Origin of the sequence: Paracoccus fistulariae, from assembly GCF_028553785.1 — a bacterium.
In the GTDB taxonomy this organism is placed as follows: domain Bacteria; phylum Pseudomonadota; class Alphaproteobacteria; order Rhodobacterales; family Rhodobacteraceae; genus Paracoccus; species Paracoccus fistulariae.
Genome location: NZ_CP067136.1, coordinates 3126080 through 3150759, shown reverse-complemented (window position 1 = coordinate 3150759; position 24680 = coordinate 3126080). Strand labels below are relative to the sequence as shown.

The window sequence follows — 24680 nt, the reverse complement described above, 5'->3', positions numbered from 1 at the left end:
GGGCGGAATGCCCGGGGTGGCAGGGCGCGATCAGGCCGCGCCCTGCCGAAAGCTCAGAACTGGTCGTCGAAACGCTTGGCCAGATCCTCGATATTTTCCGGCGGCCAGTCGACGACATCCATGCCCAGATGCAGGCCCATGCCCGAGAGCACTTCCTTGATCTCGTTCAGCGACTTGCGGCCGAAGTTCGGGGTGCGCAGCATCTCGGCTTCGGTTTTCTGGATCAGATCGCCGATATAGACGATATTGTCGTTCTTGAGGCAGTTGGCCGAACGCACCGACAGTTCCAGCTCGTCGACCTTTTTCAAGAGGCGCGGATCGAATTCCAGACCGTCATCATTGTCCTGACGGTTGGCCGATTCGGGCTCTTCGAAGTTGACGAAGACCGACAGCTGATCCTGAACGATGCGCGCAGCATAGGCCACGGCGTCTTCCGGAGTCAGCGAACCATCGGTTTCGATCTTCATGGTCAGCTTGTCATAATCCAGCACCTGACCTTCGCGGGTCGGGGTGACTTCATAGCTGACACGCTTGACCGGCGAGAAGATGGCGTCGATCGGAATCAGACCGATGGGGGCGTCTTCGGGACGGTTCTTGTCTGCGGCGACATAACCCTTGCCAGTGGCAACGGTCAGTTCCATGTTCAGGTCTGCACCGTCATCCAGGTGGCAGATGACATGGTCGCGGTTCAGGATCGTGATGCCTGCGGTTTCCTGAATGTCGCTGGCTTTCACCTCACCCGGGCCTTTGGCCGACAGGGTCAGGCGCTTGGGGCCTTCGACATCCATTTTCAGCGTCACGCCCTTCAGGTTCAGGACGATATCGGTGACGTCTTCACGCACACCGGCGACGCTGCTGAATTCATGCAGGACGTTATCGATCTGAACCGAGGTGATCGCGCCGCCCTGAAGCGAGGACAGCAGAACGCGGCGCAGCGCGTTGCCCAGCGTCAGGCCGAAGCCACGCTCCAGCGGCTCGGCAACCAGCGTCGCGGTGCGCGTCGCGTCGGCGCCAGGCTTGACTTCAAGCTGCGTCGGCTTGATCAGTTCGGCCCAATTCTTGTGGATCATGCGTTTGCCTCCATACTTGTTTCCGCCCCATGTCCAAGGCCGGAAACGCCCGAGGTTGAAAACGTAATGGCCAAACCGCGCAGCGGGGCGCGGTTTGGCTGTTATTTATCCGAAATCAGACGCGGCGGCGCTTCGGAGGGCGGCAGCCGTTATGTGCAATCGGGGTCACATCGCGGATCGCGGTGATGTTGAAGCCGACAGCGGCCAGCGCGCGCAGCGCCGATTCACGGCCCGAACCGGGGCCCTGAACTTCAACTTCCAGCGTTTTCACGCCGTGATCCTGCGCCTTGCGGCCTGCATCCTCGGCAGCCATCTGGGCAGCATAAGGGGTCGATTTGCGCGAACCCTTGAAGCCCATCGTACCGGCCGACGACCATGCGATCGCATTGCCCTGCACGTCCGAGATCAGGATTTTGGTATTGTTGAAGCTGGAGTTCACATGAGCAACGCCTGCGGCGATGTTCTTGCGCTCTTTGCGCTTCATACGGGTCTTATCGCGTGCCATTGTCCGTTACCCCTTACTTCTTCTTGCCAGCGATCGGCTTCGCCGGGCCCTTGCGGGTGCGGGCATTGGTGTGGGTGCGCTGACCGCGAACCGGCAGGCCGCGGCGGTGGCGCAGGCCACGGTAAGAACCCAGATCCATCATGCGCTTGATGTTCATCTGCGTTTCACGGCGCAGGTCGCCTTCGACGGTCAGGTTGCCGTCGATATATTCGCGGATCTGCAGAACTTCGGCATCCGACAGTTCGTTGACACGACGGCTAGCGTCGATGCCGACGGCTTCGATGATCTGCTTTGCATACATCGGGCCGATGCCGTGGATATAGGTCAGTGCGATCGGGACGCGTTTCCCGGTCGGAATGTTTACGCCAGCAATACGAGCCACGCGTTTTCCTTTTCGGTTGCGGTTCCGTAACACCGGAACCTTTTTTCACAACATAAGGCCCGAAAGGCGTCCCTTCGGGCCGTGCCAATTCCCACTTGTCAACACAAGTGATTCTCTTGCGAGATGACGTGATTTAAGGCCACCTCGCCCAATCGTCAAGGTCTGCAGGCAAGAAGTTCTTGACAAGCGCAAACTGCTTGCCCTGCTGACCGGATCAGCCGTTCAGGGCAGCGCTGATTTCGGTCGCGACGGCATCGACCTGGGCCAGACCATCGACCGAATGCAGTTTCTTCTTGGCATAGTAATAGCCGATCAGCGGCGAGGTCTTCTTGTAATATTCCAGCAGCCGGGTCTTGAGACTGTCTTCATTGTCATCGGCGCGCCGTTTCAGATCGGTCGAGCCGCAGACATCGCAGACACCCTCTTTCTTGGTGGGCTTGCTGTCGTCGTGATAGACCTCACCGCAATTATTGCAGGTGAAGCGGCCGGTGATGCGGCGTACCAGCGCCTCATCCTCGACCTGCATCTCGATCACGGCATCCAGCGTCATTCCGGTTTCTTCCAGCAGATGCCCCAGGGCATCTGCCTGGGCCAGCGTGCGGGGAAAGCCGTCGAAAATGAAGCCATTGCCCCCTTCCGACAGCTTTTCACGGATCAGACCGATGACGATCTCATCCGTGACCAGTTGACCACGAGCCATCACTTCCGCGACCCGGTTGCCCATCTCGGTGCCAGAGCTCTTGGCAGCGCGCAGCATGTCGCCGGTGGACAGCTGGACCAGCCCGCGCTCTTCAACCAGCTTACGCGCCTGTGTTCCCTTGCCCGCACCAGGCGGCCCCAGAAGAATAATATTGATGCTCATGGCTCTGTCCCTCACCTAGCCTGAATTCCGGTCTTCTCAGCGACGTGACGGTGCCCGCCGCGGCTTCGCACTTCCCGGCTTACGCTTCCCGCGCAACTGGGATTTTTCTATCAGACCTTCATACTGGTGGGCCAGCAAGTGGCTTTGGATCTGATTGATCGTATCCATCGTCACCGAGACCACGATCAGCACCGAGGTGCCGCCGAAATAGAACGGAATCGACCACTGGTAGCGCAGGATCTCGGGCAGAAGACAGACCGCAGCCAGATAGCCCGAGCCGATCACCAGAACCCGGTTCACGACATAATCCAGATATTCCTCGGTCCGCTTGCCGGGACGGATCCCGGGAATGAAGCCGCCCTGATTCTTCAGGTTGTCGGCCACATCGTCAGACTTGAAGGCGACGTTATGGGTATAGAAATACGCAAAGAAGATGATCATCGCCGCGAAGAACAGCAGGTAAAGCGGCTGTCCGGGGCCGAAATAGGCCAGAATGATCGACATGACCGGCCCGGCATCGCTGCCCGAGAAGGTCGAGATCGTGACCGGCAGCAGCAGCAGCGAGCTGGCGAAAATCGCGGGAATGACGCCTGACGGGTTGACCTTGATCGGCAGGTGCGAGGACTGGCCGTCATAGATCTTCATCCCGACCTGACGGCGCGGATACTGGATGCGAATCTTGCGCAGGGCACGCTCCATGAACACGACAAAGGTGATCACGGCAATAACCATCACGATCACGCCCAGCGTCAGCAGGGTGGAACCGCGATTGGCGCCCTGTGCCAGGAATTGCGCGATCTGGGTCGGGATCTCGGCAACGATACCGACGAAGATGATCAGCGAGATGCCGTTGCCGATGCCGCGCGCGGTGATCTGTTCGCCCAGCCACATCAGGAACATCGTGCCCCCCACCAGCGTGATCACGACCGAGGCCTGGAAAAAGACCCCCGGATCATGGGCCAGACCGCCGGCCTCAAGGCTGCGCGCCAGACCGTAGGCCTGAAACAGCGCCAGCAGCACCGTGCCATAGCGGGTGTACTGGTTGATCTTCTTGCGCCCCTGCTCACCCTCTTTCTTGAGTTGCTCAAGCGCGGGCACCATGGAGGCCAGAAGCTGCACGATGATCGAGGCCGAGATATAGGGCATGATGCCAAGCGCGAAAACGCCCATGCGGCCCAATGCACCGCCGGTAAACATCGACAGGATGCCGCCGATGCCCGATTGCGCCTGATCCATGAAGTTGCGCAATGCCGCACCATCGATGCCGGGAACCGGGATATAGGTCCCCAGACGATAGATGATCAGCAGCCCGATCGTGAACCAGATGCGCTGTTTAAGCTCGGTGGCCTTGCCGAACCCCTGCCAAGAGAAGTTCGCGGCCATCTGTTCTGCGGCTGACGCCATATGTTCTCGTCCCGTGTCATGACAGCGCCGCCGACCCGTTTCCGGGAACGGCGGCGCCAGGAAAACCTGTTCGCTATCTATGGGGCGCGGACGCCCCGTTCAACAGCTTATTCCGCCGCCGCTTCTTGCGCAGGCAGGGAAACCTTGCCGCCGGCTTTCTCGACAGCGTCCACAGCCGATTTCGACGCACCGGTCACGGCCAGCGTGACCTTGGCCTTCAGCTCGCCCTTGCCCAGCAGGCGGATGCCGTCCAGCTTGCGGCGGACCAGACCCGACGCGACCAGCGCGTCCTCGGTGATCTCGGCCTTGTCGTCCAGCTTGCCTGCGTCGATGAAAGCCTGAACCTGACCCAGATTGATCACGGCAAAGGATTTCGCATTCGGCTTGGTGAAGCCGCGCTTGGGCAGGCGGCGATACAGCGGCATCTGGCCGCCTTCGTAACCGTTCAGGGCGACGCCCGAACGCGATTTCTGACCTTTGATACCACGGCCGGCAGTTTTGCCTTTGCCCGAGCCGGGACCACGTGCAACGCGCTTTTTCTTACGATTCGCGCCTTCGTTGTCGCGGATTTCATGCAGTTTCATATCGCTTCTCCTTGGCCGGACGCGCCCCCGAAGCGAGACAGGGCGGACACGGCGTTTCTTGCTTGTGAGTCGTGCTTTCGCAAAAGCACCTGCGGCGTATAGACGGAAGCACGGCATGGATCAAGGGCTGCGGGCGTTTCCTGCGTGCCACAGCGCGAGGAATGCAACCGGCGACAAGCGGATGTGAATTGCCTGCCGCGCCGGTCCGGCTATCACCGGCGGCACCCTATCCCGGATCACCATCATGCGCAGACCCTTTCTGACCCTTGCCGCCTTCCTTGGCCTCGCCTCAGTCGCCACCGCGGCCGAGCCGACATTCTGCACCACCCGCATCAACGGCCAGGACGTTCCCATGGCCTATGACAAGGAAGAGCCCAGCCTGCAGGAAAATTACAGCAGGCGCGAGATCCTGTTCACCCGGTGGGGCCGCGATACCTGCCCCAGCTATGTCGTGCTGCGCAGCCTGACGCCCGACCTGACCGATGAAGAGCGTGGCCCGTTCTGCCTGCGCCATGACAAAGAAAGCGATTCGACGCTGGGCTATGATCTGGGGCGCCGCGATGCCTATGGGCGCTGCAAGGAACCCGCGAAATCGCTGTGCCAGCGCGTCAACCAGACCAAGGATACGGCGGTTGCCATGGCCGGGGCGGCGACAAATGGCGCGGTACGCGGACTGCGCGCCCTGCCCGACGGATCGGGCGCGGTGATCGCCAGCGGCTCGGGCAGTTTCATTTCCAGCACCCTCTCCGCCATCAGCGGCGGCGCCAGCGCCATTGCCTCATCGCCCGCGCTCCTGACGGGTGCGGCCGTCAGCGTCGTGGCGGTGGGCGGTGCGGTCTATATCTGTCGCTGAGCCCGACCAAGGGGTCGCCCGACGCAGATTTGCACGGTCTCGCCATGAAAAAAGCCCCGGAATGATCCGGGGCAGTTTCAGGTGTTTTCAGATCCCAAAAGCCTTATTGCTTCGCCTTCTTGCGCCGACGCGCAGCCAATGCGCCCAGGCCTGCCAGCATCAGCGCGCCCGAAGCCGGAAGCGGCACCGGTGACGGCGCGGGTGCGACGTCGCCGGTCACATTGACATAGTAGCCCGTGCCACCCCCGTGGTCTTCCAGAAGGATCTGCAGATAGTTCGTACCCGCCGACACGTCGCCGATTGACAGGGTAAATTCACCGGGAACCACCCCACCGAAAGCGGTGTGACCGCCAAGGAACCGTCCATTCAGCCAAGCGAAAATGCCGTTATCGACGCCGAAAGAAGCGAACACGTTCGTCAGTCCCGTCGCACCTCCTTCGAGTCTGTAGATGATGGCGGTCTCGGTATTAGGCACCCAGCCGCTGGGGATATAACGCAGACCGCTCCAGGTTCCGCCGGGCGCCGTCGGATTGGTCAGCCAGCTGCCCAGAGCCGTCGCTGCTTTCGACAGATCCGGTGCTGCGCTGGAGGGGATGTTCAGGTAGGGATCGCCGCTTGCACCATTGGCGAGTGGGAACATCGTCGAACCGCCATAGGGGTTGGTGCCGTCCAGCACCGTGCCGATGGAGTTATTGTACAGGCCATAGGTGCTGTTATTGATCAGGGTTGCCGCCTGCGCAGCAGTACTCACAACGGCGGCCGCGATGGCCACAGCTACAAATTTAAGTTTCACTGGATTACCTCTTCAACTTAGTGGTGACCTTTATTAGCACATACTCGCCGCCGAACTGACTTGTTCTTTTGGACAGTCAATTGCACATCGTGCAACTGACTGTGCGTATTTCCCCGCGTTTTCAGCCCTTTGGCAGGGAAGATCCCTAGCCGGAGCAGGCCCGATTCGCGGCGGGGCTGCCATCAGAACTCGATCCAGGTGCCGATCTTCACCGCCACCTCTCCCGCGCCTGAAATCGGTGCGATCAGCCCGAGCTCCAGCTTGGCTGGCGCCCCGAAATCATAGACCAGAGAGCTTGCCAGCCGCGCCGAGAAATCGACATCGCTGCGGTCCTCCAACCGAAGCTGGTTGATGAACATCAGACTGTCGGTCGGGCGCAGGCCCAGCGTCGCATCGATCTTGGTGGTGATTTCCGGGGTCAGGAACTCTGCCTCGGTCAGGGTCTTGCCTTGCAGATAGACGACCTGCTCCTGCTTGCCCGCAATCTTCAGCCGCGCTTCGACCGACATCCAGCCGCCGCCCAGGACATGTTCGAACCCGCGCCCCCAATTGATGCCGATCTGGCCGGTCGGGAACAGCTGCCCCTCGCGCAGGAAAGCACCGAAACCCGTGGAATAGGTCCACTGGTTCGGCCCCTCGCCACTGCCCAACCGGCGCTGCAACCAGATCATCATGCTGGTTTCGCCGACATTGGTATAGCCAAGCTCGAATCCCAGCGTGTTACGGGCATTCAGCCCGTATTCGCTGTAGATCCCCGTATAGCTGTTGCCGTCGAGGTCAATCTCGCTGGAAAAAGACAGAAAACCCGCCTTGGGATCGCGCATCCACGCGCCCGCGTCGGCACCCGAGGCCAGCCCAAAAATGACAGAGATCGCGCAGAGCAGCCTGCAAATCACGTCCCACATCCCCGCCAGATCCGTTTCATCTGACAGCGATAGCGGCTGGATTTTAATGAAGGGTTAACGCCGCATCCCGGCAGCGCAAAAGAAAAGGCCGGGTTGCCCCGGCCCTTTGCTTATTTCTTTTCTTCGATGATCTGCACAAGATGCGGGATCTTGTTGACCATGCCGCGGATCGCCGGCGTATCTTCCAGCTCGCGGGTGCGGTGCATCTTGTTCAGGCCCAGACCTTTCAGCGTCTCACGCTGGATGGCGGGGCGGCGGATCGGGCTGCCGATCTGCTTGACGACGATGGTTGCCATATCCGTGTCTCCTTATGCTTCGACAGCGGCGTCAGCCGGTTTGTCTTGCTGCTGAGGCAGGATGTCGGCCACTTTCTTGCCGCGACGCTGAGCGACCGAGCGCGGGCTCGATTCCTTCTTCAGACCGTCCAGCGTGGCGCGGATCATGTTGTAGGGGTTCTGCGAGCCCAGCGATTTCGCCACGACGTCCTGAACGCCCAGCATTTCGAACACGGCGCGCATCGGACCACCGGCGATGATCCCGGTACCCGGAACGGCGGTGCGCATGACGACGCGGCCAGCGCCGTGGCGGCCTTCCATGTCGTGATGCAGGGTGCGACCGTCACGCAGGGCGACGCGGATCATGTTGCGCTTGGCCTGCTCGGTGGCCTTGCGGATCGCCTCGGGGACTTCCTTGGCCTTGCCCTTGCCAAAGCCGACACGGCCGCGCTGATCGCCGACAACCACCAGAGCGGCAAAGCCAAAGCGCTTACCACCCTTAACGGTTTTCGACACACGGTTGATCGCGACCAGACGATCGGCGAATTCGGGGGTTTCGTTGCGCTCTTCGCGACGGCCCCGGCGGTTTTCACGTTCTGCCATCAGGCATTCCTTTTACGGTGGCGCGCTGACGCGCCGTTGCATCCAATCCAGGTGGGCCGCAGCCCCCGGATCATCGGAGCGGCGCGCCCCATCGGAACGCGCCGCCCACAGAGATCAGAATTTCAGACCGCCTTCGCGGGCTGCGTCGGCCAATGCCTTGACCTTGCCGTGGAACAGGAAGCCACCGCGGTCGAAGATCACCTCTTCGACGCCGGCTTTCTTGGCCCGCTCGGCAATCGCCGTGCCAATCTTGGCAGCGGCTTCGACATTGTTCTTGCCCACCACGCCAAAATCCTTCTCCAGCGTGCTGGCCGAGGCCAGGGTCACGCCGTTCAGATCGTCGATGACCTGAACCGAGATGTTCTTCGACGAACGGTGAACCGACAGGCGCGGACGACCATTGGCCATCGCACGCAGTTTGTTCCGAACGCGCAGGCGGCGCTTCTGGAACAGCTTTTGCTTTTTCAGTGCCATTTCTCGCGCCCCTTACTTCTTCTTGCCTTCCTTGCGGAAAACATACTCGTCCTTGTAGCGGATACCCTTGCCCTTATAGGGCTCGGGACGGCGCCACTCACGAATGTTTGCGGCAACCTGACCAACCAATTGCTGGTCGATGCCTTCCACAACGATTTCGGTCTGCTTCGGCGCGGTGATCGTCACGCCCTCGGGCGTTTCGAAATTCACCTCGTGGCTATAGCCCAGCGACAGTTTCAGGGTTTTGCCCTGCATCTGCGCGCGGTAACCAACGCCCTGGATTTCCAGCTCTTTCTTGAAGCCTTCCGACACACCGGTCGTCAGGTTCTCGACCATCGAGCGGGTCATCCCCCACTGCTGGCGAGCACGCTTGGACTGGCCGCGCGGCTTGACAGTCACCGAGCCCTCTTCCAGCGCCAGATCGACATCATCGGTCGCGGTGAAGCTGCGGGTGCCCTTGGGGCCCTTCACTTCGATCGTCTGACCTTTGATCTCGGCGGTCACGCCCTTGGGCAGTTCGACCGGCTTTTTACCAATACGAGACATCCTGCCCTCCTTAGAATACGGTGCAGAGGACTTCGCCGCCGACATTGGCATTGCGAGCCGCTGCATCCGACATGACGCCCTTGGGGGTCGACACGATCGAAACGCCCAGACCCTGACGGACCTGCGGGATTTCATTGGCGCCGGCGTAAACGCGACGGCCAGGTTTCGACACGCGCGACAGTTCCCGGATCACCGGGGCGCCGTCGTGGTACTTCAGGCCGATTTCCAGCTCGTTATGGCCGTCATCGGTGGTCACTTCCTCGTAGCCGCGGATGTAACCTTCGTTCTTCAGCACATCCAGAACCCAAGCGCGAAGCTTCGAGGCAGGGGTGCGCACGGTCGATTTGCCGCGCATCTGCGCATTGCGGATGCGGGTCAGCATATCGCCGAGAGGATCGTTCATGTTCATATTCGCCCCCTTACCAGCTGGATTTGACCAGGCCGGGGATCTGACCGTTCGAGCCAAGCTCGCGCAGCATGATCCGCGACAGTTTCAGTTTGCGGTAATACGCATGCGGACGACCGGTCAGTTGGCACCGGTTGTGCAGACGCGTCGCCGAGGAATTGCGCGGCAGTTCGGCCAGCTTCAGCGAAGCCTTGAAACGCTCTTCCATCGGGCGGGACTGATCATTGATGATCTCTTTCAGGGCAGCGCGCTTTTCAGCGTATTGTGCCACCAGACGTTCGCGCTTCTTCTCGCGCTCGATCATGGATTTCTTAGCCATATCTTCTTTCCCTCCGCGATCAGCTGTTGAACGGCATGTTGAAATGCTTCAACAGCGACTTCGCTTCCGCGTCGGTCTTCGCGGTGGTGCAGATGATGATGTCCATTCCCAGAACTTCGTCGACCTGATCGAAGTTGATTTCCGGGAACACGATGTGCTCTTTCAGGCCCATGGCATAGTTGCCGCGACCGTCGAAAGCCGTGCCCTTCACGCCGCGGAAGTCGCGGACGCGCGGCAGCGCGATGTTGATCAGGCGATCCAGGAATTCATACATCCGGTCGCCACGCAGGGTCACCTTGGCGCCCAGCGGCATTTCCTCGCGAACGCGGAAGCCTGCGATCGAGTTCTTGGCTTTGGTGATGACGGCCTTCTGACCGGCGATCAGGGACAGCTCTTCCGCGCCCTGCTTCACCTTCTTGGTGTCTTTCACGGCCTCGCCGATGCCCATGTTCAGGACGATCTTGTCCAGACGCGGGATCTGCATGTCGTTCTTGTAGCCGAACTCTTCTTTCAGAGCAGCGCGGATGGTGTCGCGATACTGCGTGCGCAGGCGCGGCGTGTATTTCGTTGCGTCCAGCATCAGATCACGTCTCCTGTGGTCTTGGCGAAACGGACCTTCTTGTCACCTTCCACACGGAAGCCGACGCGGGTCGCTTTGCCGTTCTTGTCCATCAGAGCCAGGTTCGACAGGTCGATCGGCATCGCCTTCGGCGTGCGGCCACCCTGCGAATTCTGCGTCTGGCGCTGGTGACGGATCGCGATGTTCACGCCATCAACGATCGCCTTGTTCTCTTTCGGGAACACAGCGGTGATTTCGCCCTGCTTGCCCTTGTCCTTGCCGGCAAGAACGACGACCTTGTCGCCTTTTTTCAGCTTGGCAGCCATTACAGCACCTCCGGAGCAAGCGAGATGATCTTCATGAAGTTCTTGGCGCGCAGCTCACGAACGACCGGCCCGAAAATACGGGTGCCGACCGGCTCGCCCTGGTTGTTCAGGATGACGGCGGCGTTGCGGTCGAAACGGATCGAGGTTCCGTCTTCGCGCTTCACTTCTTTGGCGGTGCGAACGACGACGGCCTTACGGACGTCACCCTTCTTCACCCGGCCCCGCGGAATGGCTTCCTTGACGGATACGACAATGATGTCGCCCACCGACGCATAGCGACGGTGCGAACCACCCAGGACCTTGATGCACTGAACCCGGCGTGCGCCAGAGTTGTCAGCGACATCCAGATTGGTCTGCATCTGGATCATTTGGTTTCTCCCGACCTTTGGGGACCGGCCTTATCCGGCCCCAGGGTTTCGATCATTACTGATCTGTGATGATGGACTTATGCCGAAGCAGCTTCGTCCGTCAGGACAGTCCAGCGTTTCGTCTTCGAGATCGGCGCGCATTCGACGATGCGAACGACATCACCCACCTTGAATTGGTTTTCCGCGTCATGCGCCCGGTATTTCTTGGACGAACGAACGGTTTTATGCAGCAGCGGGTGCTTGAAGCGGCGCTCAACGAGAACGGTCACGGTCTGTTCGTTCTTGTCGCTGGTGACGCGGCCTTGCAGAATGCGTTTGGGCATGGGCCGGGCTCCTTAGTTCGAGGCCGCGGCTTCCGCCGCTTTCTGGTTGAGAATGGTCTGCACACGGGCAACGTCACGGCGAACCGTGCGCATGCGTGCGGTGTTTTCCAACTGGCCGGTGGCCTGCTGGAAACGCAGGTTGAAAGCTTCTTTTTTCAGCGAGACGAGCTGATCTTTCAGCTGGTCCGGCGTCTTCGAACGCAGATCTTGCGCATCCATGGCGCTTTTTCCTTTCAACATCACCGGAGAGCCCCGGGTTATCCGGGCCACCCTGATTCCGGTGGAGTTTCGTGATGAAGCCGTGCCTATAGGCCCGTCAGGCCCAAAACACAAGGCATTTCTTTGCCCTTGCGCGAACGCATGGCTGCCAGTCGGCCAGCGGGTCGCCGACAATGGTGGCTCTGCCCTTATCGCAGCGTCACGGTCCGGTCAAATAAAAGCGGGCGGGGAAAGACCCCGCCCGTCGGATGGCTGAAGTTTTGGGAGGTCAGCCGATCCAGTCCACGGCCTGCGCATAGATCAGGAACAGCGACGAGATGCCGACCCAGATCCCGAACAGCGGCAGGAAGAAGCGTACCCAGCGATCCCAGCTGACCCCGGCCAGCGCCAGCGTGGCCATGAAGTAGCCCGAGGTCGGGTAGAGGATGTTCGACAGCCCGTCGCCCAGCTGATAGGCCAGCACCGCGCTTTGACGGGTGACGCCGATCAGATCCGACAGCGGCGCCATGATCGGCATCGTCACCAGCGCCTGACCGCTGCCCGAGGGCACGACGAAGTTGAAGCCAAGCTGCGAGGCGAACATGCCAAGCGCCGAGAAGGTCGAGGGCAGACCGCCAACCAGACCGCCAAGCCCGTTGACCAGCGTGTCCATCACCTGCCCCTGCTCCAGCATGACGGCGACGGCACGGGCCAGGCCGACGATGATCGCACCGACCAGCACATCCTGGAAACCCTGGTTGAAGCCCTCGCAGATCTTTTCCGTGCTCAGCCCGGCGATCAGGCCCACGCTGATGCCCATGATCACGAACAGGCCCGCCATTTCGGTCATGAACCAGCCACGGGTCAGCACGCCCCAGACCATGATCCCGAAAAAGACCAGCGTCGCGATCCCGGCCCATTTCTGGCGCTTGCTGAACTGCATCGGCGGCGTATCGAGGTCGTGCACATAGATGCGGCGCTTTTCCATCTCCAGCGGGCGGTCGGCCATCAGGCTCAGCTCGGGATTGGCACGGACCTTCAAGGCATAGCGCATCAGGTACAGGACCGCCGCCCCGACCAGCGCGATGAACAGAAGGCTGCGCAGACCAAAACCGGAATAAAGCGGCAATTCGGCAATGGACTGTCCCAGACCGGTGTTGATCGGGTTCAGCACGCCCGCCGAAAAGCCCGCCGTCGTGGCCAACAGCGCCGTGCCCACCGCGACGACTGAATCGAACCGCAGCGCAATCATCAGCGGCAGGATCACGGGCACATAGACCAGCGCCAGTTCCTGCGTGCCGATCAGCGTCGCGATCACCGCGAAGGTGATCATCAGCGTCGGGATCATCAGCACGCTGCGCGAGGCAAAGCGGCGGGTCAGCTTGTCCACGGCCACGTCGATGATGCCGGTATTGCGGATCACCATGAACATCCCGCCAATGATCAGCGTGAAGAAAACGACCTGCGAGGCATCGATCAGGCCACGGGGAATGGCCATCATGAACTCTTCCAACCCGACCGGCGTGGCCTCGATATAGCGGAAGGTATCGGGATCGACCGCCGCGCGGCCGTTCGGCAGCGTGATCCGGTCGTACAGACCGGCCGGAATCACATGTGTCAAAAGCGCGGCAATCGCGGTGAACACGAACAGGATCACATAGATATGCGGCATCCTGAAACCGCGAGAGCTGTGCTCTTCGCCTACAACCTCGGTTTCTTCAGTCATTCTAATCTCCGCTGCTTTCATTCTGTTGGAACGGCGATGGCCGAAATTTCTTGACATTCGCTCTAGTATTTCTTCTGAAATGTTAGTTGATAGATCAGAATGTGACTATAAAGGATTCCGAAAAGCATTCATCGGAATTTCTTGAAAGTCTTTCTTGCCGCCAAAGAGGAACCGAAATCAACATGCCAGAGGAGCTACAATCCGAACAGGCCTTTCAGGCGCTGCTGCAGGCATTGCGCGTGGGAAACATCCGCAGCAGCGAATTCATGGCGATGCCGATGCTGGCCGAAACGCTTGGCTTTCCGCTGGCCCCCACGCGTGAGGCCGTGAAGCGTGCCGAAGCGCAGTCGCTGCTGAGCGTGCTGCCCAAGCGGGGCGTCATCATCATGGAAGCTGGGCCGGAAACCACGCGCGAATGCATGGAGATGCGGGCGCTGTTGGAGAAAGAAGGGATCAAGCGGCTGCTGGACAGCAATGCCGCAGAATTGCGGGCGCTGCGCAATGCGCATGAGGATCTGCTGGACGATGCCAGCCACGCGCCGCGCGGCGATCTGTCGAAACGGGCGCTGGCGACGGATCTGTCGCTGCATGACTTCATGGCCTCGGGTCTGGACAATACGTTCCTGCGTCAGGCCTATGCCGCCAATCGCAACCGGATCTCGGTCATCCAGAACGCGCGCAGCTTCCTGGCCGACCGGGTGGTGCCCGCGATGCAGGAGCATCTGGAGATCATCACCGCGCTGGAACAGGGCGACGGCGCCACCGCCATCGAGCGGATCGAGCATCACCTGCACCTGACCCTTCGCTGGTGGGGCGTCAACAACGCCGCCTGACGGGCGCTGCGCGACAATGAAAAAGGCCCCGCCAGCGATGGCGGGGCCTTCTATTTGACGGGTTTCCCCTGTCAGAACTTACCAGTCTTCGCGCGCAACGATGCGGGTCAGAACCGGCAGTTTCTGTGCGCCCAGACGCAGCGCTTCACGCGCGATCTCGTCCGAGACACCGTCGATTTCGAACATGATCCGGCCGGGGTGAACACGGGCGGCCCAGAAATCGATCGAGCCCTTACCCTTACCCATACGGACTTCGGTAGGCTTCGACGAAACCGGAACATCCGGGAAAATCCGGATCCAGACCCGGCCCTGACGTTTCATGTGGCGGGTGATCGCGCGGCGGGCCGCTTCGATCTGACGGGCCGTGACGCGCTCGGGCTCGGTTGCCTTCAGGGCAAAAGAGCCAAAGTTCAGCTCAAAGCCGCCTTTCGCCTGGCCGTGGATACGGCCCTTGTGCTGTTTGCGGAACTTCGTCCGTTTCGGTTGCAGCATATCTGTTACTCCTTACCGAGCGTCGCGGCGCGGGCCGCGCGGGGCCGGACCGTCCTGAGCCTCGGCGGCGCGGCGATCATGGGCCTGGGGATCATGTTCCATGATCTCGCCCTTGAAGATCCACACCTTGATGCCGATGATCCCGTAAGGGGTCGTGGCTTCGGCCAGCGAATAGTCGATGTCGGCACGCAGCGTGTGCAGCGGCACACGGCCTTCGCGATACCATTCGGTACGGGCGATCTCGGCACCGCCAAGACGGCCAGCGACGTTCACACGAATACCCAATGCACCCATGCGCATCGCGTTCTGGACCGAGCGCTTCATGGCGCGACGGAAAGACACACGACGCTCAAGCTGCTGAGCAATCGATTCAGCGACCAGAGCGGCATCGACTTCCGGCTTGCGAACTTCGACGATGTTCAGGTTCACTTCGCTGCTGGTCAGGTTCGACAGCTTCTTGCGCAGCACCTCGATATCGGCGCCTTTTTTGCCGATGATGACGCCCGGACGCGCAGCGTGAATGGTCACGCGGCACTTCTTGTGAGGGCGCTCGATGATGACGCGGCTGATGCCGGCCTGCTTGGCTTCCTTCTTGATGAAGTCCCGAATTTTCAGGTCTTCAAGCAGCAGATCGCCATATTCCTTGTCATCGGCATACCAGCGGCTGTCCCAGGTGCGGTTGACCTGCAGGCGCATACCGATCGGATTGACCTTCTGACCCATTACGCTTGCTCCTCGACTTGGCGCACCTTGATGGTGATTTCCGAAAACGGCTTCATGATGCGGCCATAGCGACCACGTGCACGCGGACGGCCGCGTTTCATCACCAGGTTCTTGCCAACCCAGGCTTCGGCGACGATCAGGTTATCGACGTCCAAGCTGTGGTTGTTTTCAGCATTCGCGATGGCCGACTGAAGGCATTTCTTCACATCGCCCGCGATACGCTTGTGCGAGAAGGTCAGGTCGGCCAGGGCACGATCAACCTTCTTGCCGCGGATCATCTGCGCGACGAGGTTCAGCTTCTGCGGCGAAACGCGCAGCATGCGGGTTTTCGCCATCGCCTCGTTATCCGCCACGCGGCGCGGATTCTTTTCCTTACCCATGACGATTACTTCCTCTTGGCTTTCTTGTCCGCCGCGTGACCGTAATAGGTCCGGGTGGGCGAATATTCACCGAATTTCTGACCGATCATTTCCTCGGTCACGTTGACCGGGATGTGCTTGTGGCCGTTGTAAACGCCAAAAGTCAGACCGACGAATTGCGGCAGGATGGTCGAACGACGCGACCAGATCTTGATGACGTCGGATTTCCCCGACTCACGGGCCTTTTCCGCTTTCTTGAGCACATAGGCGTCAACAAAGGGGCCCTTCCAAACAGAACGTGCCATGGGTTAGCGCCCCTTCTTCTTCGCGTGACGCGACCGCAGAATATACTTGTCGGTCGTCTTGTTGTTGCGAGTCTTTCTGCCCTTGGTGTCCTTACCCCAGGGCGTGACCGGCGTCCGGCCACCCGAGGTCCGGCCTTCACCACCACCATGCGGGTGGTCGATCGGGTTCATCGCAACACCGCGAACGCTTGGGCGGATGCCCTTGTGGCGGTTACGACCGGCTTTACCCAGGTTCTGGTTCGAATGGTCGGCATTCGACACGGCGCCGATGGTCGCCATGCATTCCTGACGGACCATGCGCAGCTCGCCCGAGGACAGGCGGATCTGGGCATAGCCACCGTCGCGGCCGACGAACTGGGCATAGGTGCCCGCCGAACGTGCGACCTGACCGCCCTTGCCGGGCTTCAGCTCGACATTGTGGACGATCGTGCCGATCGGCATGCCGCTGAAGGGCATGGCGTTGCCGGGCTTCACGTCAACGCGGCTGCCGGCGACGACTTTGTCACCCACGGCCAGACGCTGCGGAGCCAGGATGTAAGCCTGCTCGCCGTCTTCATATTTGATCAATGCGATGAAAGCGGTCCGGTTGGGATCGTATTCGATCCGCTCGACCGTCGCGGTCACGTCGAACTTGTTGCGCTTGAAATCGACGATGCGATACAGGCGCTTTGCCCCGCCGCCTTTGCGGCGCATGGTGATCCGTCCGGTGTTGTTCCGACCGCCTTTCTTGGTCAAACCCTCAGTAAGGGATTTGACCGGGCGACCTTTCCAAAGCTCCGAACGGTCGATCAGAACCAGCCCGCGCTGGCCAGGCGTCGTCGGTTTATACGACTTCAATGCCATCTTTCTGTCTTCCGTTGCTTTGGACCAGATTGGTCCGTTTCGTCAAAAGATCAGCGGCCCCGGAACTCCGAGGCCGCAGATTCGTGCCCTGTTATCAAAGTCCGGTCGAGACGTCGATACTGCTTCCCTCGGCGAGGGTCACATAGGCTTTTTTCACATCGCTGCGGCGGCCCAGCTGGCCACGGAAGCGCTTGACCTTGCCTTTGGTGATGGTCGTGTTCACAGCCGTCACCTTCACACCGAACAGCGCTTCGATCGCTTCCTTGATCTGCGGCTTCGATGCGTCCTTGGCAACCTGGAACACAACGCCGTTGTTTTCCGAGGTCATGGTCGCTTTTTCGGTGATGATCGGCTTGACGATCACATCGTAATGTTCAGCTTTCGCGCTCATTTCAGACGAGCCTCCAGAGCTTCGACACCCGAACGCGTGATGACCAGAGTGTCACGCTTCAGAATGTCATAAACGTTGGCACCCATCGACGGCAGGATATCCACGCCTTCGAGGTTGCGCGCAGCACGGGCGAAGCCTTCGTTGACTTCGGCACCGTCGATGACCAGAACGCGCTTCCAGCCGTTTTCCTTGACTGCCTTTGCAACAGCCGAGGTCTTGGCGTCAGCGATGTTCAGATCCTCGACCACGACCAGTTCCCCGGCGGTGGCTTTGGCCGACAGCGCATGCTTCAGGCCAAGGGCGCGAACTTTCTTCGGCAGATCGAAGGCGTGCGAACGCGGGGTCGGGCCCTTGTAGACACCACCGTGACGGAAGATCGGCGCCTTCTTGGACCCGTGACGTGCGCCACCGGTGCCCTTCTGGCGATAGATCTTTTTCGTCGAGTAGCTGACGTCCGACTTGCCCAGGACCGAGTGGGTCCCCTGCTGTGCCTTTGCACGCTGCCAGCGAACGACGCGCTGCAGGATGTCGCCACGCGGCGCCAGCCCGAAGATCTCGTCGTTCAGCTCGATCGACCCGGCTTTACCGGCGTCCAGCTTGATCACATCGAGTTTCATTACTTGTCTCCTTCGGGCGCAGCATCGCCGTCGGCGGCCTTGTCAGCCTCGATCGAGGCTTCGGCTTCCTTCAGCGCGGCTTCTTCGGCAGCGGCGGCTTCGGCTTCAGCGGCCTTGCGGGCGGCTTCTTCCTCGGCAGCGGCCTGTGCGGCAGCTTCTTCAGCGGCGCGCTTTGCCTCTTCGGCAGCCGATTTCAGCGCGGCGGGATAGATCACATTCTCAGGGGTTGCCTTCTTGACGGCATCCTTGACGGTGACCCAGCCACCTTTCGAACCCGGAACCGAGCCCTTGACCATAATCAGGCCACGGTCGGCATCGGTGCGCACGACCTGCAGGTTCTGCGTGGTGACGCGAACGGCACCCAGGTGACCTGCCATCTTCTTGCCCTTGAACACCTTGCCGGGGTCCTGACACTGGCCGGTCGAGCCATGCGAACGGTGGCTGATCGACACGCCGTGCGAGGCGCGCAGACCGCCAAAGTTGTGGCGCTTCATCGCACCCGCAAAACCTTTACCGATCGAGGTGCCGGCGATGTCGACGAACTGACCTGCAAAATAGTGGTCAGCCGTGATCTCTTCGCCAACGTTGATCAGGTTTTCTTCGGCGACGCGGAATTCCGCGATCTTGCGCTTGGGCGCGACCGAGGCCTTTGCAAAGTGACCACGCATTGCAGCGGTCGTGCGCTTTGCCTTGGCTTCACCGGCGCCCAGCTGAACGGCGGTATAGCCGTCGCGGTCATTGGTGCGCTGATCGACAACCTGCAGGTTGTCCAGTTGCAGCACGGTCACGGGAACCTGACGGCCGTCTTCCAGGAACAGACGGGTCATGCCCAGTTTCTTGGCGATAACACCAGTACGCAGCATCTTCGCCTCCTCTTACACCTTGATCTCGACATCCACGCCGGCGGCGAGGTCGAGCTTCATCAGGGCGTCAACGGTCTGGGGGGTCGGATCGACGATGTCCAGCAGACGCTTATGCGTGCGGATTTCCCACTGGTCGCGGGATTTCTTGTCGATGTGCGGGCCGCGCAGAACGGTGAATTTCTCGATCTTGTTCGGCAGCGGGATCGGGCCGCGGACCGTCGCGCCAGTGCGCTTGGCGGTGTTGACGATTTCCTGCGTGCTGGCATCCAGAACGCGATAGTCAAACGCCTTCAGCCGAATACGGATGTTTTGGCTTTGCATAGTCATCCCTCTTACGGGGAGTTTCAGTTGAGAGGCTGACAGCGCACCACGCGACGCCAGCGTCGAACCGTATAGAAAAACCGTAAGGCCGCCCCCATTGCGGACGGCCCTCACGATGGCAGCCGATTCTATGTGCACATGTGCGAATTGGGCTGCGATGCGCGCTAATAGGCCAAGGTCGGCTTCGCGTCAAGGGGCGAAGCGGATATTCACCCCGCCTGCGCTGAAAACCCCGGCACGATCGCCCAAGCGGGACAAAGGCTGGAAGGGGTCGGTGTCGGGCCCGAGATCATCTGACCTCCGGGCGGGCCTGCGCGTATATCTGACAGCCCGTGCAGGGGACAGCAAGATCAGACCCCGATATGATCAACCGGATGGCGGTTCTTTGCGATCCGCTGTGCCAGCTGACGTCCCCGGCGGCCATTGGCAAAGGTACGTGCGGGCGCGGACAGGGCAATCCCGCATTCCGGGCGCATCTCGGCCAGTTGCGGGAAGATCTGGAAAATCTCTCTTCTGGCTTCGGCGCTGATGGTCTTCATCGCCTCGGCGCCCGTGAACAGCGTTTCCGTGCGCGCATGGTTCGAGAAGACGATCTGATGGTCATTCATCAGGAAATGCCAATATTCGACCTCGGGCACATCGGTGGCGATCTCGACCCCGTCCAGATCCGTCAGATGCTTCGCCGCCACCAGCACTTCCCGCTGGCCGAACATCCGCTCGACCGGGGGGGCGCTGACCAGCACCCGATGCTGGGGCGACAGCAGCAGATCCTGATCGGGCATGTTCCTGCCCAGCGACCCGGCCCGAATGCGGATCGGGCGAAGATGCGGGTTCGCGCGCAGCGTGCTGGCCGAGACGCGATTGCTGCCGATCCAGCGCAAGGACTGAAACCCGGAATCCGAGGTCTGAATCGACTGACCGACAAACAATTCCTCGACCGGCACATCGCCGTCGATGGTCCGGATCCGCGTTCCGCGCGTAAAGCAGACAACATTGGTGCGGTCGTAATTCAGATCGGTCTCAAGGACCGATTCCCCATCATTCATCAACGTCAGCGAATTATTCGCATCCCACCCGGCGGCCGTGTCGTTCAGGATACCGTCGTCATTATGGTCCTTGCGCAGCCATTGCAGCGGCGTCGTCACAACGGCGGGATCAATGTCGCCCGCAGCAACCGCAGCATTATAGGTGTCCCAGTTGTACTTTCCGGAAAGGTCGATGAAATCGTTATTGCCCTGCTCGTCATCGGGCGTGGCCTCGGTACGGTCGTTAAACGGCCCGGTTTCGCCCGTGCCGAAATCGGTGATCGTGTCATGGCCCGAGGACAGAACGAAAAGGTCATCGCCCCCGCCGCCTGCCTGCTGATCCGAACCGGCACCGCCATCGATGGTGTCACGGCCCGCGCCGCCCGTCAGGGTGTCATCACCACTTTCCCCCAGAACGACATCCTCACCGGCGCCCCCGTCCAGATTGTCGTTACCTTCGCCACCGAAAAGCCGGTCATTGCCGGCATCGCCCAGTATGGTGTCATCGCCAAGCTCGCCATACAGGCTGTCATTATCGTCGCCGCCCGCAATAATATCGGCGCCGTCGCCGCCCTCGACCGTATCATTCCCGATACCGCCCGAGATATTGTCGTCACCGACGCCGCCACTGAGCGAGTCAGCGCCCCCGTCGCCGCGGATCGTGTCGTTGCCACGCTGGCCATAGACCGTGTCGTCGCCGTCTCCGCCGATGATGCTGTCGTCATAGGTGACGGCAGCATGGTCGCCATAGGCAACGGTCGCGTTGCCGTCCAGAACGGCGACCGCCGTCAGCGTCGTGCCAGCGGGGGGATTGGGCCCCGCGGTCTGGATCAGCAGCGGGCCGTCCTCTGCCCGGTTACCATCGACATTCTCGTCAAAATCACCGTCGCCATCCCAGTCGACATCAAGCACGGCGAATTCATACAGGTTCGTCCCGTCCGTCATCTGCAGGGTGAAGTCGACGACAACGTTATACTTGACCCCGTCGATCTCGACATACTGGTTCGGGTCCGAGTTCACCTTGTCGTTGCCAGCAGCGCCGCCGCCGTCATTTTCGATGATCGCATCACCGGTATTGTCAAAGAAGCGGATGACCGAGGGCTGGCTTTCGTTGAACAGCACCTGTGCGGGCGCCAGAGACGCCGGAACAGGATTCCCAAGCGTCCCGTCAACCAGGGTAAAGTCCTGGCCGCCATTCAACCCGCCATTGGTCGTCCCGAAATAGGCGCTGACATCGTGATAATCGGTCCCGGCACCCGGATCGATATTATCGTCACCGTAGATAAGATCATTGCCGGTCCCACCGTCGATCGTGTCGTTACCCGTCCCGCCGTGGATTTCGTCATAGCCCAGATGACCCAGAAGGCTGTCATCGCCTTCCTGGCCATAGATCGTGTCATTCCCGCGATCGCCGTCGATGGTATCGTTGCCGCCATCTTCGGTATTGGCCTCCAGCAGGCGGATATTGTCCAGGTCGATATCGCTGTTGGGCGCGGTCACGACGGGACCATTGTTGATAAAGGTGATCGTCGTCGATTCAGAGGTCGCGACGAATGTATAGGTGTAAGAGGTCAGGCCCCCATTGGCGCTCTCTTCCGGCGGCTGAAAATTCGTGGAAGAGATGACGTTGCCGCCACTGCTGATGTTCAGCCCCAGATCCGACAGATAGGCAAAGGAACCCGCATCAAATTTCAGCGTATAGCTTTCGCCCGGTATCGTATTTACCGTCTGTGAAAGGGTCTGCCCCGTCGCGCCGGTACCACCGCCCAGGGCGAATGCATAAGTCCCCTCGCTCTTCCGTTCATCGTTCAGGGCATAGGTCCCGCTTCCGACCCCCGTCGTTGTCCAGCCGGCGGGTGTCGACCCGGTATTGACGCCACCAGAGATATCTTCGAAGCCACCGTTTTTCAGCAGGTTGGTCTGATAGGGCGCGTTTCCCCTATCGCCGTAAATCACATCATCGTTGCGGCCGCCTGAAATCGTGTCGCTGTTGCTGCCGCCATAGATCGTGTCATTTCCGAGATCGCCATGGATCGTGTCGACGCCGCTGTTTCCCGACAACAAGTCATTGCCGGCCCCCCCGTCGATGAAATCATCGCCCTGTTGACCCAGAAGCGTATCATCGCCGTCCCCACCCGACAGGCTGTCATTGAAGCTTGGCGTCACCGCATAGCTGGCGTAAGGCAGGGCGGCATTGGGATCCGTGATTTCCTGCGCGGTCAGTTCCGTGGTCGCCGTCGGCGTCGGGCCGGAAATCTGGATCAGTATCGGGCCGTCTTCGGCGCCATTCCCGTTGGTATTGTCGTTGAAATCTCCGTCACGCTCCCAATCGACGTCAAGCACGGCAAAGACATAGTCTGTTCCCGACGCATCCGTCATCCGAAGCGTGTAGTCGATCACCGCATTGTAGAGGATGCCGTCGATCTCGACATATTGGTCGGGATCGCTTGACGCCTGCTCGTTGACGGTATCATTCGCGATCTCGGTGTCGCCCGCGCCATCGACGAAGCGGATCAGGCGCGGCGTTGAGACGTTGAACCTGACGGTCGCGGCGGTTGTCACCGGATTGCCGCCAAGCGTCCCCTGGGTAAGGGTGAAATCGGTGGACCCCGTCACGCCGCCATCGGTCGTCCCGACATAGCCCCTGACATAGTGGGATTGGGCACCATCATAGAGACTGACGTCATCGTCGCCAAAGACCAGATCATTCCCGGCATCGGCGCTGATGGTATCATCGCCAGCCAGACCACGCAGCGTGTCGTCTACAGCGCTGCCCGTGACGCTGTCGTTTTCATTCGTGGCCATTACCCCATACTCCGTGATCCGGGATCAGCACGGGATCCCCAAGACGCCAGAACGATCCGGTCCAGCCAGGCACAACAACAAGGAAAAACCGCAATACGGCGGGCGCATACGGAACGGGGAAAATTCACTTGATCAGAAACTCTTAATATCGAAGAAACATTTCAGCCGATATTGAGAACTTATCAAATGATAGCCAGGGCCTTCCTCCAGACGCATTTACTCCTCTAATTTTTTTAACAATTTGGTAGTAAAGCTGATACCTCAGGGCCAGCCCCACCAGGGCTGCGGCGATCAGCACGACAAGCGTGAAGGCAGCCCCGGCAAGCCACCGTCGTCCACGCCGGGTCTGCGGGATGGTCCTACTCACCCGCCAAAGCCTCGCCCACGATCGAGAATGGGCTGGAAAGGGTGGCGCCGACCGTGTTGAATACAAAGGCCCCTGTGCGGCGAAGACTAGGGCCAGGGCCGTCTCCTCCCTCCCGCCCCCGATTGGCGTAGAAGGAGGCCAGCCTGACGTACCGGTCATGGTTCAGGCCGTCCGAAGCCTCGAGGCTGGAGATGTCGATGATCGCCAAGCGAGCCTCTCGCGCGGCCTGCTGCACGGCCGGGTCGGTGATGTCCAGCGCGCCGACGCGCATGCGGGTGCGGCTCAGCCGGTTGCTGACGCGCAGGGCTTGGTCATCGGGCGAGACCAGCACTGCCATCGGCTGCGTCATCGGGCCGAGGACCTGCATCTGCGCGCGGAACACATCGACGTCGATATCGGGCGCCGCAAGCACGACGGTCAGGCGGTCAAGGATGTCATTTTGCCCCGACAGGCGCAGCTGGCGCAACGCCTCGACCGTCAGCCAGCCGCCCATCGAGTGGGCAAAGACGGTGATCGTGCCGATGCGCTGGTCCCGCGCCAGCGCCGCCAGCAGATCGGCCAGCGCATCGCGCGAATAGGTAACGGATTCCTTGTCGGCCACATAGCCCGCAATGGCAGCCTGAGAAGGCCAGGCGAACAGGATCGGAGTGTTGTCCAGATCGGCATCGACCGTCATTTGGGTCAGCCGGTACAGCGCCTCGGGAAAGTTGTAGTTATAGCCGTGCACGAAGATGAGCACGTCCTTTCTGCTGTCTTGCGATGCGGCGACCTTTTGCAGGAAGCCCTGCCGGGTCAGGATGCTTTGCCCGACCGTGGCAAAGCTGGTCTGCGGGTCGATCTCTTCGTCCGGCCATTCGATCACGCCTGGCTGATGGTTGGGCGGCACCGAGATATCGAAGGACGAGTAGTTCGGCTGGCTGGCACGCCCCGAGGTGAAGACATTAGCGTTCTCAGCCGCCCGCTCACGGGTCGTGGCGGCATAGATGGTGACGGTCTGCGCGCCGGGAACGCGCGCCTCGATCGTTCGCAGAACCTCAGGACCGGGTCTGGCAGCGCACCCGCCAAGGAACAGGGTGATGGCCATAATCAAAAGGCAGGATGCCCTGTTCGCGTGCAAGCACCCTTGAGCGTTGGTCATTCCAGTTCTCCCATTATCCATTGTTCCAGCCGCCGCTGGCTGTCTATCAAACACGTCCCGCAGGCCGTTACCGCTGATCTGCACCCGATTTGCGGGACGCGCATTGCTGCCGGAGTC

General features: G+C 60.6%; 33 protein-coding genes. 2 read left to right on the top strand and 31 right to left on the bottom strand.

The features are described from left to right. Positions 1-53 precede the first annotated feature (53 nt). From JHX87_RS15600 to rplO, 6 genes are all read right to left on the bottom strand, one after another. Entirely contained in the window at positions 54-1070 is a 1017-nt protein-coding gene (locus JHX87_RS15600; RefSeq protein WP_271886686.1) for a DNA-directed RNA polymerase subunit alpha, read from the bottom strand. Between the two features lie 115 nt (positions 1071-1185). Then, on the bottom strand, positions 1186-1575 hold the full coding sequence (gene rpsK / locus JHX87_RS15595) for a 30S ribosomal protein S11 (protein WP_271886687.1): 390 nt from the start codon (positions 1573-1575) through the stop codon (positions 1186-1188). 13 nt (positions 1576-1588) lie between these two features. After that, positions 1589-1957, bottom strand: coding sequence for a 30S ribosomal protein S13 (gene rpsM, locus JHX87_RS15590; protein WP_271886717.1), 369 nt, complete (start codon positions 1955-1957; stop codon positions 1589-1591). 214 nt (positions 1958-2171) lie between these two features. Continuing rightward, a complete protein-coding gene (locus JHX87_RS15585) occupies positions 2172-2819 on the bottom strand; it encodes an adenylate kinase (protein ID WP_271886688.1) in 648 nt (215 codons plus the stop codon). A 36-nt stretch (positions 2820-2855) separates the two neighbouring features. Beyond that, positions 2856-4223: a preprotein translocase subunit SecY gene (secY, locus tag JHX87_RS15580; RefSeq protein WP_271886689.1), complete on the bottom strand. Its 1368-nt coding sequence runs from the start codon at positions 4221-4223 to the stop codon at positions 2856-2858. Positions 4224-4330: 107 nt separating this feature from the next. Beyond that, complete coding sequence (gene rplO / locus JHX87_RS15575; protein ID WP_271886690.1) at positions 4331-4807, bottom strand: 50S ribosomal protein L15; 477 nt, start codon at positions 4805-4807, stop codon at positions 4331-4333. A gap of 244 nt (positions 4808-5051) precedes the next feature. Between rplO and JHX87_RS15570 the strand changes: the two genes are divergently transcribed. Continuing rightward, positions 5052-5660: a hypothetical protein gene (locus tag JHX87_RS15570; protein ID WP_271886691.1), complete on the top strand. Its 609-nt coding sequence runs from the start codon at positions 5052-5054 to the stop codon at positions 5658-5660. Between the two features lie 103 nt (positions 5661-5763). Here JHX87_RS15570 and JHX87_RS15565 read toward each other — a convergent pair whose 3' ends face one another. The 14 genes from JHX87_RS15565 to JHX87_RS15500 form a co-directional block, all read right to left on the bottom strand. After that, a complete protein-coding gene (locus JHX87_RS15565; RefSeq protein ID WP_271886692.1) occupies positions 5764-6453 on the bottom strand; it encodes a VPLPA-CTERM sorting domain-containing protein in 690 nt (229 codons plus the stop codon). A gap of 182 nt (positions 6454-6635) precedes the next feature. Next, a complete protein-coding gene (locus JHX87_RS15560) occupies positions 6636-7358 on the bottom strand; it encodes a hypothetical protein (protein WP_271886693.1) in 723 nt (240 codons plus the stop codon). Between the two features lie 110 nt (positions 7359-7468). Next, positions 7469-7654: a 50S ribosomal protein L30 gene (gene rpmD, locus JHX87_RS15555; protein ID WP_271886694.1), complete on the bottom strand. Its 186-nt coding sequence runs from the start codon at positions 7652-7654 to the stop codon at positions 7469-7471. Between the two features lie 12 nt (positions 7655-7666). After that, positions 7667-8236, bottom strand: coding sequence for a 30S ribosomal protein S5 (gene rpsE, locus JHX87_RS15550; RefSeq protein ID WP_271886695.1), 570 nt, complete (start codon positions 8234-8236; stop codon positions 7667-7669). Positions 8237-8350: 114 nt separating this feature from the next. Further along, the gene (rplR, locus tag JHX87_RS15545; RefSeq protein WP_271886696.1) at positions 8351-8710 is read right to left on the bottom strand and encodes a 50S ribosomal protein L18; all 360 of its coding nucleotides are present in this window, start codon (positions 8708-8710) and stop codon (positions 8351-8353) included. Positions 8711-8722: 12 nt separating this feature from the next. Next, entirely contained in the window at positions 8723-9256 is a 534-nt protein-coding gene (rplF, locus tag JHX87_RS15540) for a 50S ribosomal protein L6 (protein ID WP_271886697.1), read from the bottom strand. A gap of 10 nt (positions 9257-9266) precedes the next feature. Then, entirely contained in the window at positions 9267-9665 is a 399-nt protein-coding gene (rpsH, locus tag JHX87_RS15535) for a 30S ribosomal protein S8 (protein WP_271886698.1), read from the bottom strand. A gap of 10 nt (positions 9666-9675) precedes the next feature. Further along, positions 9676-9981 (bottom strand): 30S ribosomal protein S14, encoded by a 306-nt coding sequence (gene rpsN, locus JHX87_RS15530; RefSeq protein WP_271886699.1) that lies wholly within the window; start codon positions 9979-9981, stop codon positions 9676-9678. Between the two features lie 19 nt (positions 9982-10000). Continuing rightward, on the bottom strand, positions 10001-10561 hold the full coding sequence (gene rplE, locus JHX87_RS15525) for a 50S ribosomal protein L5 (protein WP_271886700.1): 561 nt from the start codon (positions 10559-10561) through the stop codon (positions 10001-10003). Then, a complete protein-coding gene (rplX, locus tag JHX87_RS15520) occupies positions 10561-10866 on the bottom strand; it encodes a 50S ribosomal protein L24 (protein ID WP_271886701.1) in 306 nt (101 codons plus the stop codon). The genes rplE and rplX overlap by 1 nt, the downstream gene beginning before the upstream one ends. Then, positions 10866-11234: a 50S ribosomal protein L14 gene (rplN, locus tag JHX87_RS15515; RefSeq protein ID WP_010400243.1), complete on the bottom strand. Its 369-nt coding sequence runs from the start codon at positions 11232-11234 to the stop codon at positions 10866-10868. The genes rplX and rplN overlap by 1 nt, the downstream gene beginning before the upstream one ends. Before the next feature lie 77 nt (positions 11235-11311). After that, positions 11312-11557 (bottom strand): 30S ribosomal protein S17, encoded by a 246-nt coding sequence (gene rpsQ, locus JHX87_RS15510; protein WP_271886702.1) that lies wholly within the window; start codon positions 11555-11557, stop codon positions 11312-11314. Positions 11558-11569: 12 nt separating this feature from the next. Continuing rightward, positions 11570-11776 carry a 50S ribosomal protein L29 gene (rpmC, locus tag JHX87_RS15505; protein ID WP_271886703.1) on the bottom strand — a complete coding sequence of 69 codons (207 nt, stop codon included), beginning with the start codon at positions 11774-11776 and terminating at the stop codon, positions 11570-11572. Positions 11777-12044: 268 nt separating this feature from the next. Then, the gene (locus tag JHX87_RS15500; RefSeq protein WP_271886704.1) at positions 12045-13481 is read right to left on the bottom strand and encodes a YfcC family protein; all 1437 of its coding nucleotides are present in this window, start codon (positions 13479-13481) and stop codon (positions 12045-12047) included. Between the two features lie 182 nt (positions 13482-13663). Here JHX87_RS15500 and JHX87_RS15495 point away from each other — a divergent pair, with 182 nt between their 5' ends. Further along, the gene (locus JHX87_RS15495) at positions 13664-14314 is read left to right on the top strand and encodes a GntR family transcriptional regulator (protein ID WP_271886705.1); all 651 of its coding nucleotides are present in this window, start codon (positions 13664-13666) and stop codon (positions 14312-14314) included. A gap of 78 nt (positions 14315-14392) precedes the next feature. On the opposite strand, the gene rplP is transcribed toward JHX87_RS15495, so the two are convergent. From rplP to JHX87_RS15440, 11 genes are all read right to left on the bottom strand, one after another. After that, complete coding sequence (gene rplP / locus JHX87_RS15490; RefSeq protein WP_271886706.1) at positions 14393-14806, bottom strand: 50S ribosomal protein L16; 414 nt, start codon at positions 14804-14806, stop codon at positions 14393-14395. A 12-nt stretch (positions 14807-14818) separates the two neighbouring features. After that, on the bottom strand, positions 14819-15529 hold the full coding sequence (gene rpsC, locus JHX87_RS15485; protein ID WP_271886707.1) for a 30S ribosomal protein S3: 711 nt from the start codon (positions 15527-15529) through the stop codon (positions 14819-14821). Further along, on the bottom strand, positions 15529-15909 hold the full coding sequence (rplV, locus tag JHX87_RS15480; protein ID WP_271886708.1) for a 50S ribosomal protein L22: 381 nt from the start codon (positions 15907-15909) through the stop codon (positions 15529-15531). Before rplV ends, rpsC begins: the two co-directional genes overlap by 1 nt. Positions 15910-15914: 5 nt before the next feature. Next, positions 15915-16193: a 30S ribosomal protein S19 gene (rpsS, locus tag JHX87_RS15475; protein WP_122110449.1), complete on the bottom strand. Its 279-nt coding sequence runs from the start codon at positions 16191-16193 to the stop codon at positions 15915-15917. Positions 16194-16196: 3 nt separating this feature from the next. Further along, complete coding sequence (rplB, locus tag JHX87_RS15470; RefSeq protein ID WP_271886709.1) at positions 16197-17036, bottom strand: 50S ribosomal protein L2; 840 nt, start codon at positions 17034-17036, stop codon at positions 16197-16199. A 94-nt stretch (positions 17037-17130) separates the two neighbouring features. Further along, entirely contained in the window at positions 17131-17427 is a 297-nt protein-coding gene (locus JHX87_RS15465; RefSeq protein WP_271886710.1) for a 50S ribosomal protein L23, read from the bottom strand. After that, the gene (rplD, locus tag JHX87_RS15460) at positions 17424-18044 is read right to left on the bottom strand and encodes a 50S ribosomal protein L4 (RefSeq protein ID WP_271886711.1); all 621 of its coding nucleotides are present in this window, start codon (positions 18042-18044) and stop codon (positions 17424-17426) included. Before rplD ends, JHX87_RS15465 begins: the two co-directional genes overlap by 4 nt. After that, complete coding sequence (gene rplC, locus JHX87_RS15455) at positions 18044-18907, bottom strand: 50S ribosomal protein L3 (RefSeq protein WP_271886712.1); 864 nt, start codon at positions 18905-18907, stop codon at positions 18044-18046. The genes rplD and rplC overlap by 1 nt, the downstream gene beginning before the upstream one ends. Positions 18908-18919: 12 nt before the next feature. Then, positions 18920-19228 (bottom strand): 30S ribosomal protein S10, encoded by a 309-nt coding sequence (gene rpsJ / locus JHX87_RS15450; protein WP_042247848.1) that lies wholly within the window; start codon positions 19226-19228, stop codon positions 18920-18922. A 350-nt stretch (positions 19229-19578) separates the two neighbouring features. Further along, positions 19579-23058, bottom strand: coding sequence for a Hint domain-containing protein (locus tag JHX87_RS15445; protein WP_271886713.1), 3480 nt, complete (start codon positions 23056-23058; stop codon positions 19579-19581). 359 nt (positions 23059-23417) lie between these two features. Next, positions 23418-24509: an alpha/beta hydrolase gene (locus JHX87_RS15440; protein ID WP_271886714.1), complete on the bottom strand. Its 1092-nt coding sequence runs from the start codon at positions 24507-24509 to the stop codon at positions 23418-23420. Between the last annotated feature and the right edge of the window lie 171 nt (positions 24510-24680).

Coding starts and splice junctions, on each gene's coding strand:
- JHX87_RS15600 (WP_271886686.1), bottom strand. CDS start 1,070: ATGATCCACAAGAATTGGGCCGAACTGATCAAGCCGACGCAGCTTGAA.
- rpsK (WP_271886687.1), bottom strand. CDS start 1,575: ATGGCACGCGATAAGACCCGTATGAAGCGCAAAGAGCGCAAGAACATC.
- JHX87_RS15585 (WP_271886688.1), bottom strand. CDS start 2,819: ATGAGCATCAATATTATTCTTCTGGGGCCGCCTGGTGCGGGCAAGGGA.
- secY (WP_271886689.1), bottom strand. CDS start 4,223: ATGGCGTCAGCCGCAGAACAGATGGCCGCGAACTTCTCTTGGCAGGGG.
- rplO (WP_271886690.1), bottom strand. CDS start 4,807: ATGAAACTGCATGAAATCCGCGACAACGAAGGCGCGAATCGTAAGAAA.
- JHX87_RS15570 (WP_271886691.1), top strand. CDS start 5,052: ATGCGCAGACCCTTTCTGACCCTTGCCGCCTTCCTTGGCCTCGCCTCA.
- JHX87_RS15560 (WP_271886693.1), bottom strand. CDS start 7,358: ATGTGGGACGTGATTTGCAGGCTGCTCTGCGCGATCTCTGTCATTTTT.
- rpmD (WP_271886694.1), bottom strand. CDS start 7,654: ATGGCAACCATCGTCGTCAAGCAGATCGGCAGCCCGATCCGCCGCCCC.
- rpsE (WP_271886695.1), bottom strand. CDS start 8,236: ATGGCAGAACGTGAAAACCGCCGGGGCCGTCGCGAAGAGCGCAACGAA.
- rplR (WP_271886696.1), bottom strand. CDS start 8,710: ATGGCACTGAAAAAGCAAAAGCTGTTCCAGAAGCGCCGCCTGCGCGTT.
- rplF (WP_271886697.1), bottom strand. CDS start 9,256: ATGTCTCGTATTGGTAAAAAGCCGGTCGAACTGCCCAAGGGCGTGACC.
- rpsH (WP_271886698.1), bottom strand. CDS start 9,665: ATGAACATGAACGATCCTCTCGGCGATATGCTGACCCGCATCCGCAAT.
- rpsN (WP_271886699.1), bottom strand. CDS start 9,981: ATGGCTAAGAAATCCATGATCGAGCGCGAGAAGAAGCGCGAACGTCTG.
- rplE (WP_271886700.1), bottom strand. CDS start 10,561: ATGCTGGACGCAACGAAATACACGCCGCGCCTGCGCACGCAGTATCGC.
- rplX (WP_271886701.1), bottom strand. CDS start 10,866: ATGGCTGCCAAGCTGAAAAAAGGCGACAAGGTCGTCGTTCTTGCCGGC.
- rplN (WP_010400243.1), bottom strand. CDS start 11,234: ATGATCCAGATGCAGACCAATCTGGATGTCGCTGACAACTCTGGCGCA.
- rpsQ (WP_271886702.1), bottom strand. CDS start 11,557: ATGCCCAAACGCATTCTGCAAGGCCGCGTCACCAGCGACAAGAACGAA.
- rpmC (WP_271886703.1), bottom strand. CDS start 11,776: ATGGATGCGCAAGATCTGCGTTCGAAGACGCCGGACCAGCTGAAAGAT.
- JHX87_RS15500 (WP_271886704.1), bottom strand. CDS start 13,481: ATGACTGAAGAAACCGAGGTTGTAGGCGAAGAGCACAGCTCTCGCGGT.
- JHX87_RS15495 (WP_271886705.1), top strand. CDS start 13,664: ATGCCAGAGGAGCTACAATCCGAACAGGCCTTTCAGGCGCTGCTGCAG.
- rplP (WP_271886706.1), bottom strand. CDS start 14,806: ATGCTGCAACCGAAACGGACGAAGTTCCGCAAACAGCACAAGGGCCGT.
- rpsC (WP_271886707.1), bottom strand. CDS start 15,529: ATGGGTCAGAAGGTCAATCCGATCGGTATGCGCCTGCAGGTCAACCGC.
- rplV (WP_271886708.1), bottom strand. CDS start 15,909: ATGGGTAAGGAAAAGAATCCGCGCCGCGTGGCGGATAACGAGGCGATG.
- rpsS (WP_122110449.1), bottom strand. CDS start 16,193: ATGGCACGTTCTGTTTGGAAGGGCCCCTTTGTTGACGCCTATGTGCTC.
- rplB (WP_271886709.1), bottom strand. CDS start 17,036: ATGGCATTGAAGTCGTATAAACCGACGACGCCTGGCCAGCGCGGGCTG.
- JHX87_RS15465 (WP_271886710.1), bottom strand. CDS start 17,427: ATGAGCGCGAAAGCTGAACATTACGATGTGATCGTCAAGCCGATCATC.
- rplD (WP_271886711.1), bottom strand. CDS start 18,044: ATGAAACTCGATGTGATCAAGCTGGACGCCGGTAAAGCCGGGTCGATC.
- rplC (WP_271886712.1), bottom strand. CDS start 18,907: ATGCTGCGTACTGGTGTTATCGCCAAGAAACTGGGCATGACCCGTCTG.
- rpsJ (WP_042247848.1), bottom strand. CDS start 19,228: ATGCAAAGCCAAAACATCCGTATTCGGCTGAAGGCGTTTGACTATCGC.
- JHX87_RS15445 (WP_271886713.1), bottom strand. CDS start 23,058: ATGGCCACGAATGAAAACGACAGCGTCACGGGCAGCGCTGTAGACGAC.
- JHX87_RS15440 (WP_271886714.1), bottom strand. CDS start 24,509: ATGGCCATCACCCTGTTCCTTGGCGGGTGCGCTGCCAGACCCGGTCCT.